12 protein-coding genes are annotated in these 16,503 nt (G+C 58.6%); 6 read left to right on the top strand and 6 right to left on the bottom strand.

Going from position 1 to position 16,503, the window contains the following annotated elements; genetic code table 11:
- The first annotated feature begins 10 nt into the window (after window positions 1-10).
- Window positions 11-2,863 carry a UPF0182 family membrane protein gene (locus ACTRW9_RS09005; protein ID WP_442429088.1) on the top strand — a complete coding sequence of 951 codons (2,853 nt, stop codon included), beginning with the start codon at window positions 11-13 and terminating at the stop codon, window positions 2,861-2,863.
- A 21-nt stretch (window positions 2,864-2,884) separates the two neighbouring features.
- Here ACTRW9_RS09005 and purF read toward each other — a convergent pair whose 3' ends face one another.
- Genes purF through purS form a run of 4 tightly spaced genes read right to left on the bottom strand, consistent with a single transcriptional unit; the run spans window position 2,885 to window position 7,495 of the window.
- Window positions 2,885-4,321, bottom strand: a complete 1,437-nt coding sequence (gene purF, locus ACTRW9_RS09010; protein WP_442425911.1) for an amidophosphoribosyltransferase — start codon at window positions 4,319-4,321, stop codon at window positions 2,885-2,887.
- A complete protein-coding gene (gene purL, locus ACTRW9_RS09015) occupies window positions 4,299-6,533 on the bottom strand; it encodes a phosphoribosylformylglycinamidine synthase subunit PurL (protein ID WP_442429089.1) in 2,235 nt (744 codons plus the stop codon). The genes purF and purL overlap by 23 nt, the downstream gene beginning before the upstream one ends.
- The gene (gene purQ, locus ACTRW9_RS09020; RefSeq protein ID WP_442429090.1) at window positions 6,530-7,228 is read right to left on the bottom strand and encodes a phosphoribosylformylglycinamidine synthase subunit PurQ; all 699 of its coding nucleotides are present in this window, start codon (window positions 7,226-7,228) and stop codon (window positions 6,530-6,532) included. The genes purL and purQ overlap by 4 nt, the downstream gene beginning before the upstream one ends.
- A gap of 18 nt (window positions 7,229-7,246) precedes the next feature.
- Window positions 7,247-7,495, bottom strand: a complete 249-nt coding sequence (gene purS / locus ACTRW9_RS09025; RefSeq protein WP_442425914.1) for a phosphoribosylformylglycinamidine synthase subunit PurS — start codon at window positions 7,493-7,495, stop codon at window positions 7,247-7,249.
- Window positions 7,496-7,769: 274 nt separating this feature from the next.
- Between purS and ACTRW9_RS09030 the strand changes: the two genes are divergently transcribed.
- Entirely contained in the window at window positions 7,770-9,830 is a 2,061-nt protein-coding gene (locus ACTRW9_RS09030) for a bifunctional aldolase/short-chain dehydrogenase (RefSeq protein WP_442429424.1), read from the top strand.
- Between the two features lie 31 nt (window positions 9,831-9,861).
- On the opposite strand, the gene ACTRW9_RS09035 is transcribed toward ACTRW9_RS09030, so the two are convergent.
- On the bottom strand, window positions 9,862-12,603 hold the full coding sequence (locus tag ACTRW9_RS09035) for an MMPL family transporter (RefSeq protein WP_442429091.1): 2,742 nt from the start codon (window positions 12,601-12,603) through the stop codon (window positions 9,862-9,864).
- Window positions 12,604-12,720: 117 nt separating this feature from the next.
- Window positions 12,721-13,497, bottom strand: coding sequence for an acyloxyacyl hydrolase (locus ACTRW9_RS09040; protein ID WP_442429092.1), 777 nt, complete (start codon window positions 13,495-13,497; stop codon window positions 12,721-12,723).
- A gap of 458 nt (window positions 13,498-13,955) precedes the next feature.
- On the opposite strand from ACTRW9_RS09040, the gene ACTRW9_RS09045 reads away from it, so the two are divergent.
- The 4 genes from ACTRW9_RS09045 to ACTRW9_RS09060 all read left to right on the top strand — a co-directional run bounded on the left by ACTRW9_RS09045 (window position 13,956) and on the right by ACTRW9_RS09060 (window position 16,471).
- A complete protein-coding gene (locus ACTRW9_RS09045; protein WP_442425917.1) occupies window positions 13,956-14,579 on the top strand; it encodes an RNA polymerase sigma factor in 624 nt (207 codons plus the stop codon).
- Window positions 14,576-14,815, top strand: coding sequence for an anti-sigma factor family protein (locus ACTRW9_RS09050; RefSeq protein ID WP_442425918.1), 240 nt, complete (start codon window positions 14,576-14,578; stop codon window positions 14,813-14,815). Before ACTRW9_RS09045 ends, ACTRW9_RS09050 begins: the two co-directional genes overlap by 4 nt.
- Window positions 14,816-14,974: 159 nt before the next feature.
- The gene (locus ACTRW9_RS09055; RefSeq protein WP_005011229.1) at window positions 14,975-15,463 is read left to right on the top strand and encodes a bifunctional nuclease family protein; all 489 of its coding nucleotides are present in this window, start codon (window positions 14,975-14,977) and stop codon (window positions 15,461-15,463) included.
- A 132-nt stretch (window positions 15,464-15,595) separates the two neighbouring features.
- Window positions 15,596-16,471, top strand: a complete 876-nt coding sequence (locus ACTRW9_RS09060) for an NAD(+)/NADH kinase (RefSeq protein ID WP_442429093.1) — start codon at window positions 15,596-15,598, stop codon at window positions 16,469-16,471.
- Window positions 16,472-16,503: the final 32 nt, after the last annotated feature.

The following is a 16,503-nucleotide window of genomic DNA, read 5'->3' on the forward strand; positions in this document are numbered from 1 at the left end:
AAATAAACTTATGAGACTGTCCCGCAAATGGTTCGTGGCCCTCGTCGCAGTGGTCCTGTTTTTCCTGCTGTTCACCGAAAAGCTGGTTTCCTTTTATATCGACCTCGTCTGGTTCGAAAAATATGGATTGTTGTCCGTTATCTGGACCATCCTCGGCTCGCAGTTCGGCTTCGGCTTCCTGTTCGGCGGACTGTTCCTGTTGGTGACGTTCGGCATTCTGCGCCGCGTGTACCAGAAAACGTCGCACCTGCCGGTGATCCTCGCCGACCAGACCCGCCGCGACATGCCGTTCCTGGAGATGGTCGCCGACAACCTGAAACCGCTGGTCCTGCTGTTGCCCCTGATCTTCAGCGTGTTCATCGGCCTTATTGCGGCGGAACGCTGGGACGTGATTCTTAAATTCTTCAATCACGTTCGTTTTGACGAAGCCGACCCGATTTTTAATAAAGATTATTCGTTCTACATATTCGTTCTGCCGTTCCTGGAAATGGTCAAGGGCTGGCTGTGGGCGGGACTGGCGTTGATCGGTTTCGGCGTCTCGCTCATTTACTTTTTCAAACAATATATTTTCCTGTCGCCGAAAGGCTTCGCCACCCTGCCGGAAGCGCGCCGGACTCTGTCGTTGCTGGCCGCCTTTGCGTTCCTGAACCTGGCCTTCGACATGTACCTGCGTCGCTACGGATTGCTGATCCAGTCCAATTCGCAGGTGGTGGCGGGCATCAGTTATGTCGATGACTGGGGCCGCCTCCCGGCGTACAACCTGCTCATCGTTCTGTCTTTCGTCGGCACGGCGCTCAGCATCTTCAACATCAACCGGGAAAACCTGCGCCGCATCTTCATCTGGGCCGGCGCGGTGGTGGTGATCTATGCCGTCGGCAACGTGTATCCCGGCCTGTTGACGCGGTTCGTCGTCGCACCCAACGAACTGGAAAAAGAAACGCCGTATATCGAGCACACCATCGCCGGCACCAACCGCGGTTTCGATTTGAAAGGCGTGGAAGAAAACGTGCTCACCGGCGCCAACACGCTGGACGCCGAAGCCGTCCGCAAAAACGATCTGACCATCGAGAACATCCGGTTGTGGGACCAGGCCCCCCTGCTGGACACGCTGGGCCAGATTCAAGAGATCCGCACCTACTACCAGTTTAAATCGGTGGATAACGACCGTTACATCCTGGACGGCAAATACCAGCAGACCCTGCTGTCGCCGCGCGAGCTGGATTCCACCAGCCTGCCCAACCGCACATGGATCAACGAGCACCTGACCTTCACCCACGGCTACGGCCTGTCATTAAGCCCCGTCAACCAGATGACGCCGGAAGGCTTGCCGGTCCTGCACATCAAGGACATTCCGCCGCAGTCTTCGATCAACTTGCAGGTCACACAGCCGGAAATCTATTACGGAGAGATGACGAATGACTACGTGTTCGTCAACACCGGAACCGAGGAGTTCGACTACCCCAAAGGCGAAAAGAACGTTTACAAAAACTATGAAGGCAAGGGCGGCATTGCGGTCAACTCCTTCCTGCGCAAAGTGATGCTGGCGACCCGTTTCAAAACCACCAAGATCCTGTTCTCGAACGACATCTCCAACGAAAGCCATGTGCTGATGTACCGCAACATCACCGAGCGCGTGCAAACGGTCGCGCCGTTTCTCAAGCTGGACCGGGACCCGTACCTTGTGATCACCGACGCCGGCCGGCTGAAGTGGATCTACGACGCCTACACCACGAGCGACAAGTTTCCCTACTCGCAGTCGATCCGCGATCCGGAAGTCATCCGCGGCGTCGCCAATTACATCCGCAATTCCGTCAAGATCGTCATCGACGCCTACGACGGCGACATGACCTTTTACATCACGGAACCGGACGACCCCATCATCGCCACCTACGCAAAGCTGTTCCCGGCCATGTTCGAGCCGCTGGAGAAAATGCCGGACGACCTGCGCAAGCACATCCGCTACCCGGCGGACCTGTTCTCCATCCAGGCGTTCGTGTACGGCACCTATCACATGGAAACGCCGCAGGTGTTCTACAACAAGGAAGACCAGTGGCAGATTCCCGTGATCGACGGCACGCTGATGCAGCCCTACTACACCATCATGAAACTGCCGAAAAAGGACAAGGAGGAGTACATCCTGATGCTGCCCTTCACCCCGCGCAACAAGGAAAACCTGTCGGCGTGGATGGTGGCGCGCAGTGACGGCGCGCACTACGGTAAGATGGCAGCGTACACGTTTCCAAAGCAGAAGCTGGTGTACGGGCCGTCGCAGGTCGTGGCGCGCATCAACCAGGACGCGGTGATCTCCCGCCAGATTTCATTGTGGGATCAGCGTGGGTCCAACGTCATCCAGGGCAACCTGCTGGTCATCCCCGTGGATGAATCGTTGATCTACGTGCGCCCGCTGTACCTGAAGGCGGAAGGGGGCAAGATTCCGGAACTGAAACGCGTGATCGTGAGCTATCTGGACCAGGTCGCCATGGAACCCACTCTCCAGCAGGCCCTGGCGAAAATTTTTCCGGGCCTCAGCACCCAGGATCTGCCGGATACGATCATCGACGAAAGCGGTGAGAAAAAAGGTGTGATGGCCCGCGCCAAGGTCGAGGCCAAAACCGAAACCGAACAGACCCTGGCGGCGCCCACGGGCAGTATCGTGCTCAAGAAGTCGGACTACCTGAAGATCAAGGAACACTACCAGCGCGCCCTGCGCTCGCAGAACCTTCTCGACAATGCGTTTTCGGGCTACAAGGAAGACCTGAAGGATTTGGGGACCCTGCTTGAAAACGCAGAGGTGATGGAGCCATCCGTGGAGAAGAAAAAGAAGGAAGCCACCGCTCCGCCGACTGAAACGTCCTCTCCCTGACGGGGGCCTGACCCGGAGGGGTCACACGTCCGGCGTTTCGCTCCCGAACAGTTGCAGTTGCACCGGTTGATGGCCGCGGCCGTCGATGTCCACCGGGTACTGCCCATCAAAACACGCCGAGCAGAACTTACCACTGTCCTCGTCCATCACCTTCAGCATGTTTTCCAGGTGCAGGTATTCCAGTGAATCCGCCGTGATGAAGTTACGCGTTTCCTCCAGCGTGTGGCGGGAAGCGATCAGTTCGTCCCGGTTGGGCGTATCGATGCCATAAAAACAGGGGAACAGGGTCGGCGGTGAACTGATGCGTACGTGCACCTCCTTCGCTCCGGCATCGCGCACCATCTTCACGATCTTGCGGCTGGTGGTGCCGCGCACGATGGAATCGTCGATGATGATCACCCGCTTTCCCGATATCAGTTTCTTCACCGCGTTCAGTTTCACCTTCACGCCGAAGTGACGTATGGGAGACTGCGGTTCGATGAACGTGCGCCCGACGTAGTGATTGCGGATGAGCGCCATTTCGAACGGAATGCCGGATTCTTCCGAGTAGCCGAGCGCGGAGAGATTCCCCGAGTCCGGCACCGGCACCACGATGTCCGCATCCACCGGAGACTGGTTCGCCAGAGCTTTTCCCATGCGCTTGCGCACCGAATAGGTGTACTCGCCGAAAATCAGACTGTCCGGCCGGGCAAAATAGATGTGTTCGAAAATACACCGCCGCGTCTCCTTCCGCTGGAACGGGAAAAAGGACTGCAACCCGTCTTCGTTGAGGAGAATGACTTCACCCGGCTGGACCTCCCGCAGGTATTCCGCTTCTATGAGGTCCATGACACAGGATTCCGATGCCACGATGTACGCGCCATCGAGCATGCCCAGGCACAGCGGGCGGAACCCGTGCGGATCGCGGGCCACGACAACTTCGTGTTCGGTCATCAGCGCCAGCGAATACGCCCCCTGCACTCCCGCCAGCGCCTCGATCACACGGTTGACGAAAAGTTCCTGGTGGCTGTGTGCGATGAGGTGGACGATCACCTCGCTGTCGTTGCTGGACTGGAAGATCGCGCCTTCATCGACCAGCGCTTCGCGGATCTGGTCGGCGTTCACCAGGTTGCCGTTGTGGGCAAGCGCCATCGATCCTTTGGCGTAGTTGATGAGGCAGGGCTGGGCGTTGACGATCTGGCTCACGCCCGCGGTGGAATAACGGTTGTGGCCGATAGCGATGTTGCCGGGAAGTTTTTTTATGCGCTGGGAGGTGAAGATGTCCGCCACCAGGCCCATGCCCAGTTCGACGTACATCTTGCCGCGGTCGCTGGTGGCAATGCCCGCGCTCTCCTGCCCCCGGTGCTGAAGGGCATAGAGACCGAGGTAAACGAGGTTGGCCGCTTCGGGGTGACCGTACACAGCCACCACGCCGCATTCCTCGTGAAATTTGTCGTTAGCGGGAAACTCGACTGGCATAACCGCTCAAAGAATGTTTCCAGATATCCGCGAGCGTCTCCACATCTTCCTGGATGTAGGGCTCGTTATTGATGCTGAACCGGAACGCCGACCCGCCGACCGTGCCCAGCATTTGAAAGGCCACGCCCGCCTTCTCCGCGTCGGATTGCAGGCGCTCCAGACTTTCCTCTTTAAAGGAAACCAGAATGCGCGACTGCGACTCGGCGAAGGCCACTGCGTCCGGTCTCAACGTGGATTCCATTTCCACCACCGCACCCAGCGGTTCCGGTCCGGAGAAGCACGACTCCGCCAGCGCCACCGCCAGCCCGCCTTCGGAGCAGTCGTGCGCCGAGGCGATGAGGCCGTTCCGGATCCAGTCGCGGCATACCTGCTGGACGTCCATTTCTTCCCTGGGATTCAATACAGGAGGTTTGCCCTGGCACCGGTTGAAAATGCGTTTCAGGTATTCGCTGCCGCCCAGTTCTTCCAGCGTCAGGCCCAACAGGCCGATCTTGTGCCCCGGCCGTTTGAACCACTGGGTCATGTGCCGGGACCGGTCCTCCAGCAACCCCACCACCGCCACGGTGGGTGTCGGAAATATCGCTTCGCCTTTAGTTTCATTATAGAGACTGACATTCCCACTGACCACAGGAATGTTGAAAAACCGGCAGAAATCCCCAAGACCCTGTACTGCCTGCTGGAACTGCCACATGATCTCGGGGTTCTCCGGGTTGCCGAAGTTGAGGCAGTTGGTGACGCCAATGGGCTCCGCCCCGGAGCAGGCCAGGTTGCGGCAACCCTCGGCCACCGCGATCTGCGCTCCTTGAAAGGGGTCGAGGTAACAGTAACGGCTGTTGCAGTCCACAGAGATGGCCAATGCCTTGTCGGAGTCCGGCACACGCAGAACGGCGGCGTCCGACCCCGGCAGAACCAGCGTGTTCAAACCCACCATGTGGTCGTACTGGTCGAACACGATTTCCTTGCTCGCAATGGTCGGGCTGGCCAGCAGTTTTTTGAGTGCGTCGCCGCCGGGGGCCACCACCTCGATCTCGTTCAGGTCCAGGTGCTGGACGGCGTCGATGTATTTGGGTTTGCGGGTGGGGCGGTGCGTCTCCGTGGCGCCGTGCACCACGACCTCGATGGGCAGGTCCACCACCACCTCGCCGCCGAAGCGGATGCGCATGTGGCGGTCGTCGGTGACACGCCCGATGACGGCGGCGTCGAGGTCCCACTTGCGGAAAATCTCCAGCGCTTCTTCCTCGTGGCCGCTTTTGATGACGAACACCATGCGTTCCTGCGATTCGGACAGCATGATCTCGTAGGCGTTCATGCCCTCCTCGCGCATCGGCACCGCGTCGAGGTCCAGCTCCACGCCGCTGTCGGCACGCTCGGCCATCTCGAACGACGACGACGTGAGCCCCGCCGCGCCCATGTCCTGCACGCCCACCACCCAGTCCTTCTGCATGATCTCAAGACAGGCTTCGAGCAGAAGCTTTTCCATGAACGGATCGCCCACCTGCACGGTCGGGCGTTTTTCTTCAGTCGAGTCGTCGAACTCCGCCGACGACATCACCGCACCGTGAATGCCGTCGCGCCCGGTTTTCGAGCCGACGTACACAATGGCGTTGCCGACGCCGGAAGCGTTGCCCAGAAAAATTTTATCGGCCCGTGCCAGCCCCAGGCAGAACACGTTCACCAGGATGTTGCCGTCGTAGCAGTCGTCGAAGTAGATGTCGCCGCCGACGGTGGGCACGCCGATGCAGTTGCCGTAACCGGCGATGCCTTTAACCACCCCGTGGAACAGGTAGCGCATTTTGGGATTGTCCGGGTTGCCGAAGCGCAATGAGTCGAGAAGCGCGATGGGACGCGCGCCCATGGTGAAGATGTCGCGCAAAATGCCGCCGACGCCCGTCGCCGCGCCCTGGTACGGTTCGATGAACGACGGGTGATTGTGGCTTTCGATCTTGAACACCGCCGCCAGCCCGTCGCCGATGTCCACCACGCCCGCGTTCTCGCCCGGTCCCTGCAAAACGCGCGGGCCTTCGGTGGGCAGGGTTTTCAGGTGCGGCTTGGAGCTTTTGTAACTGCAATGCTCGCTCCACATGGCGGAGAAGATGCCGAGTTCGACGAGATTCGGCTTGCGTCCGAGCAGGTCGCAGATGCGGTCGTATTCCACGCGGGTGAGCCCGTGCTGGGCGGCCTGTTCGGCGGTGATGAGCGATGGCGCACTCATGCCCGCACCCCGGTTTTATGGAACAGCGAATCGAACAGCTTCTGACCGTCGATCTGTGGCCATACCGGATCGGCACAGCGCTCCGGATGCGGCATCATGCCCAGCACATTGCCCGCGTCGTTGACGATGCCCGCGATGTTGGCGAGCGAGCCGTTGGGATTGGCTTCCCCGGTGACGTTGCCCTTTGGGTCGCAGTAACGGAAAACGACGCGTCCGGTGTCTTCCAGCTGTTTCATCGTGTCGGCATCGGCAAAATAACTGCCCTGCGCGTGGGCGATGGGGATGTTCAACACTTCACCGGATTCGCAGGCGCGGGTGAAGGGGGTGTCGACGTTTTCCACCTTCAGGTACACGTAGCGGCATATGTAATTCTGTGTTCTGTTGTCGAGAAGCGCGCCGGGGAGCAGTCCCGCTTCCACCAGGATCTGGAAGCCGTTGCAGATGCCCCACAGCAGGCCGCCCCTGTTGGCGTGTGCGACCACGGCTTTCATGATCGGCGAGAAGCGCGCGATCGATCCGGCGCGCAGGTAGTCGCCGTAGGAAAACCCGCCGGGCAGGACCACCAGGTCGAACCCGTCGAGCGACGTGTCCTTGTGCCAGACCATCCTTGTGTCCGCGCCATAGACGTTTTTCAGGATGTGGACGCAGTCGCGGTCGCAGTTGGAGCCGGGAAATGTGACGACGCCGCACTTCATGATTCGATCACCGGACGGTCAGTTCTGAGGTTCGAGGGTGAAGCGGTAGGATTCGATGACGGTGTTGGCCAGCAGTTTTTCGCACATGTCACGCACGCGCGCTTCGGCCTCCGCCGCCTCGACGCCCTCGAGCTCGATTTCCATGTAACGGCCCAGATGCACGTCCCGCACCTCGTTGTAGCCGAGATCGTTGAGGGCGTGGTGCACGGCCTTGCCCTGCGGATCGAGGACGCCTTGCTTCAGGGTGACGTGGATTTTTGCGAGCATGTATGGGTGTTCGGGACCGCGCAGCGTGGCCTGAGCCGCGAGCCGGGTCCGGGTTGAGAGTCGATTCGGGCGAACCGGGAAGGCACCGTCCAACAGGGCGAAAACCAACGCCCCCCGCCTTGAATTCGCGGCAAGATTAGCACAGAACCCCGCCGAATTCATCCGACTTTTCTTGCTCCCGCGCACGTTCCGGTTAATCCTCTATATTTCATAAATTTTCCGCCGTTGATTTTGCAACTTTATTTAGTTCGCGGGATTTGTTATTTTGCTTGCCATGAAGAATCGCTGGAACGATAAAGAGGCGCAGGCGGCCATCGAGCGCTGGTCCGACGTGAATGAGGACATCGCCCTCCGCGTGTACACCTCGCGGCTGATCGGCGCGGACACGGAACTGGTCCTGCACGGCGGCGGCAACACCTCGGTCAAATCGCGCGTCAAAGACCGCTTCGGCGAGGACATCGACGTGCTGTTCGTCAAGGGCAGCGGCTGGGACCTGGACTCGCTGGAACCGCCGGGCCTGCCGGGGGTGAAGCTGGGCCCCATCCAGAAACTGCTGCAGTTGGACGGTTTGTCGGACGAGGCGATGGTCAACGACCAGCGGACAAACCTGCTCGACGCCTCGGCGCCGAACCCGTCGGTCGAAACCCTCCTCCACGCGTTTTTGCCGCACAAGTTCGTCGATCATTCCCACGCCGACGCTATCCTCGTTATCGCCAACCAGCCGGACTCGGTCGAAATCTGCAAGGAAATTTACGGCGACGAACTGGGCGTGGTGGATTACATCATGCCGGGATTCGATCTGGCCAGGGCCGCGGCGGAGGCCTACGAGAAAAACCCGAGTGTGAAGGGGCTGGTGCTCATCAACCACGGACTGTTCACCTTTGCCGAGACGGCGAAGGAAAGCTACGACTACCACATCGACGCCGTGACGAAGGCGGAAGAATACATCGCCAGACACCCGGTCAAAAAACTCACGCCGCAGGCGGTATCGATCGGCTCCAGGAGCCCGGACGAGATCTTCCGCCGCATCGCCCCCGCCCTGCGCGGCATTTACGAAAAGGAATCGGGCGTGCCGTGGCTGGTGCACCACCGGCAAAGCGAGACGGCATACCATTTTGCCAGCAGTGAGGAAAGCCTGACCTGGTCGCAGATCGGCACCGCCACGCCGGACCACGTCATCCGCACCAAGCAGAAACCGCTGTTGCTGAACCTGAAAAACCTGGACGACGCGGATGCGTTGTGGAAGGAGCTCACCGGGGCGATCCAAAAGTACAAAGACGCCTACCACGCCTACTTCAAGAAAAACTGCGAAGCCAAGGGTATCGAGAGAAAAGAACTCGACCGCCTGCCGCGGGTGATCCTGGTGGCGGGGCTGGGGCTGGTCACCATCGGCAAGAACGCAAAAGAGACACGCATCGCCGCAGACATCTACGAACACACGATCGACATCATCCACCAGGCGTTCAACGTCGGGACCTACCAGCCGCTCTCCGATTTTGACCTGTTCGACATGGAATACTGGTCGCTGGAGCAGGCCAAGCTGGGCAAGGCCAAGCCACCTTTGTTGAACGGCAGGGTGGTGTATGTGACGGGGGCGGCGTCGGGAATCGGACGCGCCACGGCAGAGTTGTTCGCCGAGCAGGGCGCGAACGTGTTCATGACCGACATCAATCCCAACCAATTGGCCGAAGCCGCCGAGGAAATCAAGAAAACAACGAAGGCGAACCTGCTGGCGCGGGTGGTGGACGTAACGGATGAAAAAGCCGTGCGCGAATCGTTCGAGCAGGTGGTGCAGCACTTCGGCGGCCTCGACATCCTGATCTCCAACGCCGGCAACGCGGTGCAGGGTCCCATCGGCGAGGTGGACAGCGCGACGTTGAGGCAGAGTTTCGAGCTCAATTTCTTCGCACACCAGTCGCTGGCGTCACAGACGGTGCGCCTGTTCAAGACGCAACGCACCGGCGGGGTGTTGCTGTTCAACGCGTCGAAAGCGGCGTTCAATCCGGGAAGGAACTTCGGCCCCTACGCCCTGCCGAAAGCCGGGGTCGTGGCGCTCACCAAGCAGTACGCCCTCGATTACGGCGCCGACGGCATTCGCTCCAACGCGGTCAACGCCGACCGCATCCGCACCGGCATTTTTCCACCGGATTTCGTGAAAGAACGCGCCGCCGCCCGCGGTTTGAGTGCCGACGAATATTTTCAGGACAACCTGCTCAAGCGCGAAGTGACCGGACGCGACGTGGCCGAGGCGTTCCTCGATCTTGCGCTGGCCGAAAAGACCACCGGCAGCATCGTCACCGTCGACGGCGGCAACATCGCCGCCTCCCCCCGCTGACGTTTCCCTTACCTTTTCTATTTTCTTCGATTCAAATGCGCCAGCCGTGCGCGTGGAAGAGCTTCATGAGTGCGGGCAGCAGCGTGATCGACGTGATCATGCAACTGCCGACGCCGAGGCTCAATACCTGCCCGACGCTGTACACGCCCTGGTGTTCCGCCACCATGAGGCTGCCGAAACCGATGATGGTGGTGAGGGATGTCAGCACCACCGACATGCCGGTGCTTTTGGAGATGACGTTGCCGCCCTGGTCCGGCGTCTCCCGGTAGCGGTGCACGATGTGCACGCCGTCCACCACGCCGATACCCAAGATGAGCGGCAGGATGACGAGGTTGGCCATGTTGAAGTTGACATTGTAGAGCACCATCAAGCCCAGTGTCAGCACCGCCCCCGCCAGGGTCGGCACCAGAACCAGCATTGTGGTATTGAGGTTGCGCAGGGAAAGGAGCAGGTAGAGAAAAATCGCCCCCAGTGCGTAAATGCCACCACGGACATAGCCGTCGATCATCAAGCGGCTCGACTCATACATGTGCACGGCGTTGCCGGTGACGTCGGGATCGATCCGCCGCATCTCGGCGAGAAACGTTTCCATCTCCTCCCGCTCCCAGATATTGATCGAGGGGTACACCAGCGTCAGGTAGCGTCCGTCGTCACTGATGAAACGGTTTTTGAGGTCGCGCGGCAGATCGTCGATCTTCACCTCCGACGGATGCGCCGCGGCCTTGAGATCGGCAATGCGTTCCCGGTAATCCACGAACAGCGTTTCCGAAAACGCGGAAAGGCGTTCGGTCGCAGTCGCGGGGTCCGTACTGTCGAGGTCCTGTTGAAACCGCGCCACCCATTCCGACGCCTCTGCCACCTCGTCCGTCGGCCCTTTCTTTTCCTTCTTGCGCAGTTTGAACCGGATCTTTTTCATCGTTGCCAAAAGTGCATCGAGCGAAAACGACTCGTCGGAAACCGCCACACGGTATCCATCGATCTCGGTTGCGTAGTCGGCGATGAGTTCCATTTTTTCCTGCTGGCTCTCCGGTACCGCTTCAAACAGGCCCTCGACCTTGCCGACGCTGGTCATGGTTTTCAGCCGCTCGTATTTCGCCTGGGCTTCTTCGCGGGTTTTGGAGATGAACGCCGCATTCCACGACGCGCGCTGGGCGTTATCGAGGATTTTCATTTCATAGCGCACGGCCTCGATGCCTTCCGCCTGCATGTTGAGCAGGTTGTAATCGAAACGCAGGGACTGAGACGCCCACGCCGATACCAGCAGGACCGCAAGCGACCCGAAGATGATCAGGTAATAGTGCGCGTAAAAACGTTCCATGAGATTTTCGCGCAGGTCCACGTAGCGGCGCTTGACGTATTTCGGTTTCAGCCAGCGTTCCTCCAGTGAGATGCACGCGGGAAACGTGAGCACCATGGCCAGGAAACAGAGCAGGATACCCCCGGCAGCGATGACGCCCAGCTCCGCGATGCCGATGAAATCGGTGAACGCCATGGCGCCAAATGCGATTGCCGTGGTGATGGCGCCTGCAAGATTCCCCCGTCCCGTCTTCTGCAAGGTCTCGCGCATGGCGGAAAACGAATCGAGTCCATTCCGCCGCTCTTCGCGGTAGCGTCCGAGGATGTGGATGCCGAAGTCGATGCCGAGCCCGATGAGGATGGTGGTGAACACCACCGACATGATGTTGAGGTGGCCGACCGAAAGGGTGGTGTAGCCCATCGACCACGCCAGCCCCAGAACGAGGCTGAACACGGCGAGGATGGGTTTCCGCACTTCGCGGTAACAGAGGATGAACAGGATGGCGACCCCTGCCAGGGCGATTTCCGAAGCCTCCTGCGCATCGGTCATGGTGGTGTGCATTTCGTCCGATGCGATCACCTCACCCCCGGTCAACCCCACCTGCACCTCCGGGAAATCCGGCTTCACCTCCCGGATCATGCTGCGGATGAGCTCGATGGAATTTTTCGATCCGGAAAAGTCGCCTTCCGTTTCCACCGGGTTGAGGAGCACAAACAGCAGTCGGCCGTCGTCACTGACGAGGTACCCGTCCTTTTCCAGCGGATTCTCGTCGTCCTGCAAAAACGAACTCCACGGAGAGCGGTATTCCGCATTCGGGTCTTTGAGATGCGCCCTCATCTGCTTGACCAGCGCAATGAGCATATTGAGGTCGGCGGTGTCGTCTTTTTCCTCTCCGCCGCCGGTGCCAAGGAAATCCGTCATGAGAGACCCCACCATGCCGGCGCTGATTTCGCGGTTGATGCTTTCGAGCAGGGTGTTGAGCCCCGGCGACCGGTTGACACTGGAAAGGAAATCATGATGCGACTCCAGCTTGCCGCCCAGTTCGCGGATTTCGTCCGGTTCCAGGTAAAGCAGGGCCTTGTCGCGAAAATAACCGGTGTCGATCCTGTAATAAATTTCCGAGAACAGTTCCTGCCGAGTTTGCAGGCGGGACACCAGGGCTTCGGCGAAGCGGCGCATCGGTTCAGGCCGGTTGCCCTCGACCACCACGATCATGCCGTCGAAATCTTCAAACGCTTTGCGGTAATCCTGGAAGAGCTGGTGGAATTTCTGCGACGGGGAGATCAGGTCCTGCCGGCTGGTGTTGAACGTGAGGTGGTGCGCCGTGTACCAGAAACTGAGGCATGCGAGGAGCAGCGATGCCGCAAGCACCCAAAGCGAATGGCGATAGGCCAGCACCTCCAGTGCATTGAAGGCACGATCGATCGGGCTGGTTTTGGAAGGGATCGGGTTGTGGCCGGGATGGCGGTCGCTCATGGTCACCAGGGGTTGAGGGAACCGGGCGCGCGCGGCGCCCCACCCTGCACGGGTGAGAAGGCAAGATTATAAGCGATCCCGGCCGGAAGAAAAAGGTTTGCCGGGCCGGAACCCGCTCTAGAACGTGAACCCGATGGTGAAGACGTGGGCGTTCAGGCCGACGTTCGGTTCCTTGATGTCGGAGTTGGACAGGTGCCAGAAATGGTAGTTGAAACTCACCGCCCTGCCGTTTTCGAAAAAGTATTCGATACCGCCACCCGTATTCAGCACAAATTCGAAAGGCGTGCTGATCTCATTGGCCCCGTGCTGGAAGTCGCCGACGGAGACCCCCGCCCCGCCAAAGACGAAGGGAACCCAGCGGCGGTGAGGATTGAGGAATTTGTATTCCACCTGAATCGGCACCAGCGCCACGACGAAATTGGGGGCGTCGTCCGTTTTGACGCTATTGAATTCCGGGTCGGTGACGTTCGCCACCACGCCACCTTCGACGACCCAGTACAGGGCACCCTGGTAAGCCCCTTCCCCCACCACTCCGGTCAGGTTGTATTTCCATTTTGGGAAAAAATAAACGAACTCGATATCCGTGCGGTCGCCCAAGGAGGGGGGTGGAGGCGGCAGATCGAAAGTGAAGCCGTACCCGATTTCAAATCCCCACAGGGTCTGCCCCTGGTGAAACTGTGCCATGAATCCCGGGATGACCGGGTCCGGGGACTGTCCCAGTACCACCTTGGAAAAGTATTTGACGGGCGAACTCTGGGCAAAAGGGGTTTCCGATTCCACGCTGGGCGAGGAAAAGTCCGTTGAAAAGTAGGAACCCTCAGCGCCCACCGGAGAAGGCAGCCCCATCCAAAGCACAAACACAAACAACCCCAAAAACCTGAGACCCTGTTTCATACCACTCGTCGAAGAAAAAGGTGAAAAAGATGCGATTTTACCACAGTGCCGCGCTAACCGTTGGTTTTTAAACCTTTTTTTAGTCGCAAAACAAGCCATTCCTTACAGATGAATTGAAACCCGTTCCCGGAAACCGTTCCCAACCGGCACCCCTCCCACGTTGATCCCGGCAATTGACCTAAAACCGCCCCCGCGTGGTTCCCATTCCCGGGCAAGGGTGATAGAATCGGAAATTCCACGCCGGTTTTCGCACCACCGGCGTGGATCGATCGATTCCGGTACCCGGATATGACTTGAGAATCCGGGTTGCAGTGGACTCCGGGACGGGAATTAATGAACCGTTTTCCGTTTCCCCGGCATCTTAAATTTCAAAGGGCGAGACCCCTTTGGGATGGATCACGAGCCGCTGCTGAATCCGTAAGGAATCCCCCAACGCGCACATCCCAGGGTGTCTACGCATGCCGACGCAGGAAGAAAAAGAGCAGGACGATCTGCTGGTCCGGGACCTGAAGGCGGGCAGTCACGAGGCGTTTGAAAAAATCGTTGAGTCCTATCAGCGAAAAATCTACGCCCTCGCATTCAACATGACGCGCAACCAGATGGATGCCCAGGACATCACGCAGGAAGTGCTCCTCAGCATATACAAAAAGATCGATACGTTTCAGGGCAAGTCCGCATTTTCCAGCTGGGTTTACCGGATCACCCTGAACGCGACATACATGAAGCTCCGCAACAAGAAAAAAGAGCAGTATGTTCCTCTGGATGACATCCTGCCCGCTTTCAATGGAACGGGGTTTCAGACCGAAAAATTGATGGACTGGTCGGATTCGACCGAATCCCTGCTGTTCTCCAACGAAACGCGGGAGATCATCGGCAAGGCTGTCGATCAATTGCCGGAAAAAGAGAAGGTGGTGTTCATTCTGCGGGATGTGGAAGGACTCTCCACCGAAAAGGTGAGCGAGATTCTGGACCTGACCATTGCAGCGGTCAAATCGCGACTGCATCGGGCGCGGCTCTTTTTGCGTAAGAAATTGTCTCACTATTTTGAAGAATACCAAGCGCAGGGGGAAAAGAAGAAATGATCTGCTGTAAGGAATGCATCGATTTGCTGTACGACTACCTGGAAGGGGCGCTGAGTGAAGAGACTGCAAGCGCACTGGAAGAACACTTTCAGGACTGCCCTCCCTGCATCTCTTTCCTGAACACGTACAAATCCACCAGTGACCTGTGCCGGGAGACCATGGGAAAGATTGAAATCCCGGAAGTGGTCCAGGCCAAGCTGCGGGATTTCATAAAGGAAAACACCTCCAAAGCCTGACTCCCCACTCTCCTCCCGAAGGGCCGTTTTGGAGGCTCCTGCCTTGATAAAACGATGATTGAAAAAGGGTGGGGATTGATTTAGTATTTAAATGTGATCTCCAAAACGACTGCGCCAAACGGTTTTCTCCTTACCAATTGATTGACGAGGCTGTTCTCAATGGTTGAAATGAAAGTAGATGGGCTCACGCTGGATCCCCTGACGAATATGCCCATCATCATTCTCAAGGATCTGGAAGGCAACCGCGCCCTGCCGATCTGGGTTGGTTTTTTCGAAGCGAACGCCATCGCCCTTGAGATTGAAAAAATCTCCACGCCCCGTCCCATGACCCACGACCTGATGAAAAACCTCATTGGCAACATGAAAGCAGAGATCAACCACATCCTCGTGAGCGAACTCAAGGACAATACTTTCTACGCCGTCATTTCCATGGTTCACGGTGGAAGCACATTGAACATTGATTCGCGGCCAAGCGACGCCATCGCCCTGGCGCTTCGGACCAAATCCCCTATCTTTGTAAACGAAGAAGTCATCGAAGCGGCCAAAAGCCTGGACCTTCCCGACACCAGCAAAGCCTCCCCGGAAGACAAGGACCAGTGGAAGAAGTGGCTGGACAACATCAAGCCGCAGGACTTCGGCAACCTCTGAGTTTTTTCCACCCATTCCCATCGCCTCCTGAGAAGCAAGGAAAACTTGCGCCGAAACGGGAAAGTTCTATATGATGCCGTAAGGAGTACGCCTGCGTCCGCCGGAAGACGCAGCTTCCCGAAAGGAATTTTCGTGGACACCATCAAATCCATCGGCATTTTCTGCAAACAGAAACCCCATATCAGCCAGGAAGTCCTCCAGGAACTGGTGGACTGGCTCCGCCAGCGCAACTACCAGGTTTTAATGCCACCCGATACCGCCGCCATCGTGCAGGAACCCGCCTACGACGGCAGTGACGATATTCCGGGAAAAAGCGATCTGATCATCGTCCTTGGCGGCGACGGCACGTTGCTGAGCGTCGCGCGCCTGACCGAAAATCACGAGGTGCCGATCCTCGCCGTCAACCTCGGCAGTCTTGGGTTCCTCACCGAAGTCGCTCTTCCGGAGCTGTACTCGACGCTGGAAAACGTGCTGAAAGGACAGTCTGCGGTGGAAGACCGCATGCTGCTGCGCTCCTGCCTCAAACGGCACGGCAAGGTTCTACGTAGTGACGCCGCGCTCAACGACGTGGTCATCAACAAACGCGACGCCCGCATCGTCAACCTGGAAGTGCACGTGAACGATCAGTACATGACGTCGTACCGCGCGGACGGCCTGATCATCGCCACGCCGACGGGTTCCACGGCGTATTCGCTTTCTGCAGGCGGCCCCATCATTCACCCCAGCATGAACGCCCTGCTGCTCTGCCCCATCTGCCCGTTCACGCTGACCAACCGGCCCATCGTCATTCCCGACCGGGCGGTGATCCAGGTAAACCTGACCACGCAGGAGAAAGTGCAGATCACGCTCGACGGTCAACACGGTTACGAAATGACCAGCGAGGAAACCCTGGAAGTGCAACGCGGCCCCAAGCCGGTTCACCTCATCCAGGCGCCCGGAAAAAACTATTACCAGATCCTGCGACAGAAACTGCATTGGGGGCGTCCCGCGGAAGATCGCAAACAATAACATGGCGCCGCCCGGTCCCCCGGCATCGCACA

The organism is Nitrospina sp. 32_T5, from assembly GCF_052156635.1.
Taxonomy (GTDB): Bacteria; Nitrospinota; Nitrospinia; order Nitrospinales; family Nitrospinaceae; genus Nitrospina.

What these genes read in the sequence shown, in the direction of transcription:
- purF (WP_442425911.1), bottom strand. Translation starts at nt 4,321, where the DNA reads ATGCCAGTCGAGTTTCCCGCTAACGACAAATTTCACGAGGAATGCGGC.
- purQ (WP_442429090.1), bottom strand. Translation starts at nt 7,228, where the DNA reads ATGAAGTGCGGCGTCGTCACATTTCCCGGCTCCAACTGCGACCGCGAC.
- ACTRW9_RS09005 (WP_442429088.1), top strand. Translation starts at nt 11, where the DNA reads ATGAGACTGTCCCGCAAATGGTTCGTGGCCCTCGTCGCAGTGGTCCTG.
- ACTRW9_RS09045 (WP_442425917.1), top strand. Translation starts at nt 13,956, where the DNA reads ATGCCGACGCAGGAAGAAAAAGAGCAGGACGATCTGCTGGTCCGGGAC.
- purS (WP_442425914.1), bottom strand. Translation starts at nt 7,495, where the DNA reads ATGCTCGCAAAAATCCACGTCACCCTGAAGCAAGGCGTCCTCGATCCG.
- ACTRW9_RS09035 (WP_442429091.1), bottom strand. Translation starts at nt 12,603, where the DNA reads ATGAGCGACCGCCATCCCGGCCACAACCCGATCCCTTCCAAAACCAGC.
- ACTRW9_RS09040 (WP_442429092.1), bottom strand. Translation starts at nt 13,497, where the DNA reads ATGAAACAGGGTCTCAGGTTTTTGGGGTTGTTTGTGTTTGTGCTTTGG.
- ACTRW9_RS09030 (WP_442429424.1), top strand. Translation starts at nt 7,770, where the DNA reads ATGAAGAATCGCTGGAACGATAAAGAGGCGCAGGCGGCCATCGAGCGC.
- ACTRW9_RS09050 (WP_442425918.1), top strand. Translation starts at nt 14,576, where the DNA reads ATGATCTGCTGTAAGGAATGCATCGATTTGCTGTACGACTACCTGGAA.
- ACTRW9_RS09055 (WP_005011229.1), top strand. Translation starts at nt 14,975, where the DNA reads ATGGTTGAAATGAAAGTAGATGGGCTCACGCTGGATCCCCTGACGAAT.
- purL (WP_442429089.1), bottom strand. Translation starts at nt 6,533, where the DNA reads ATGAGTGCGCCATCGCTCATCACCGCCGAACAGGCCGCCCAGCACGGG.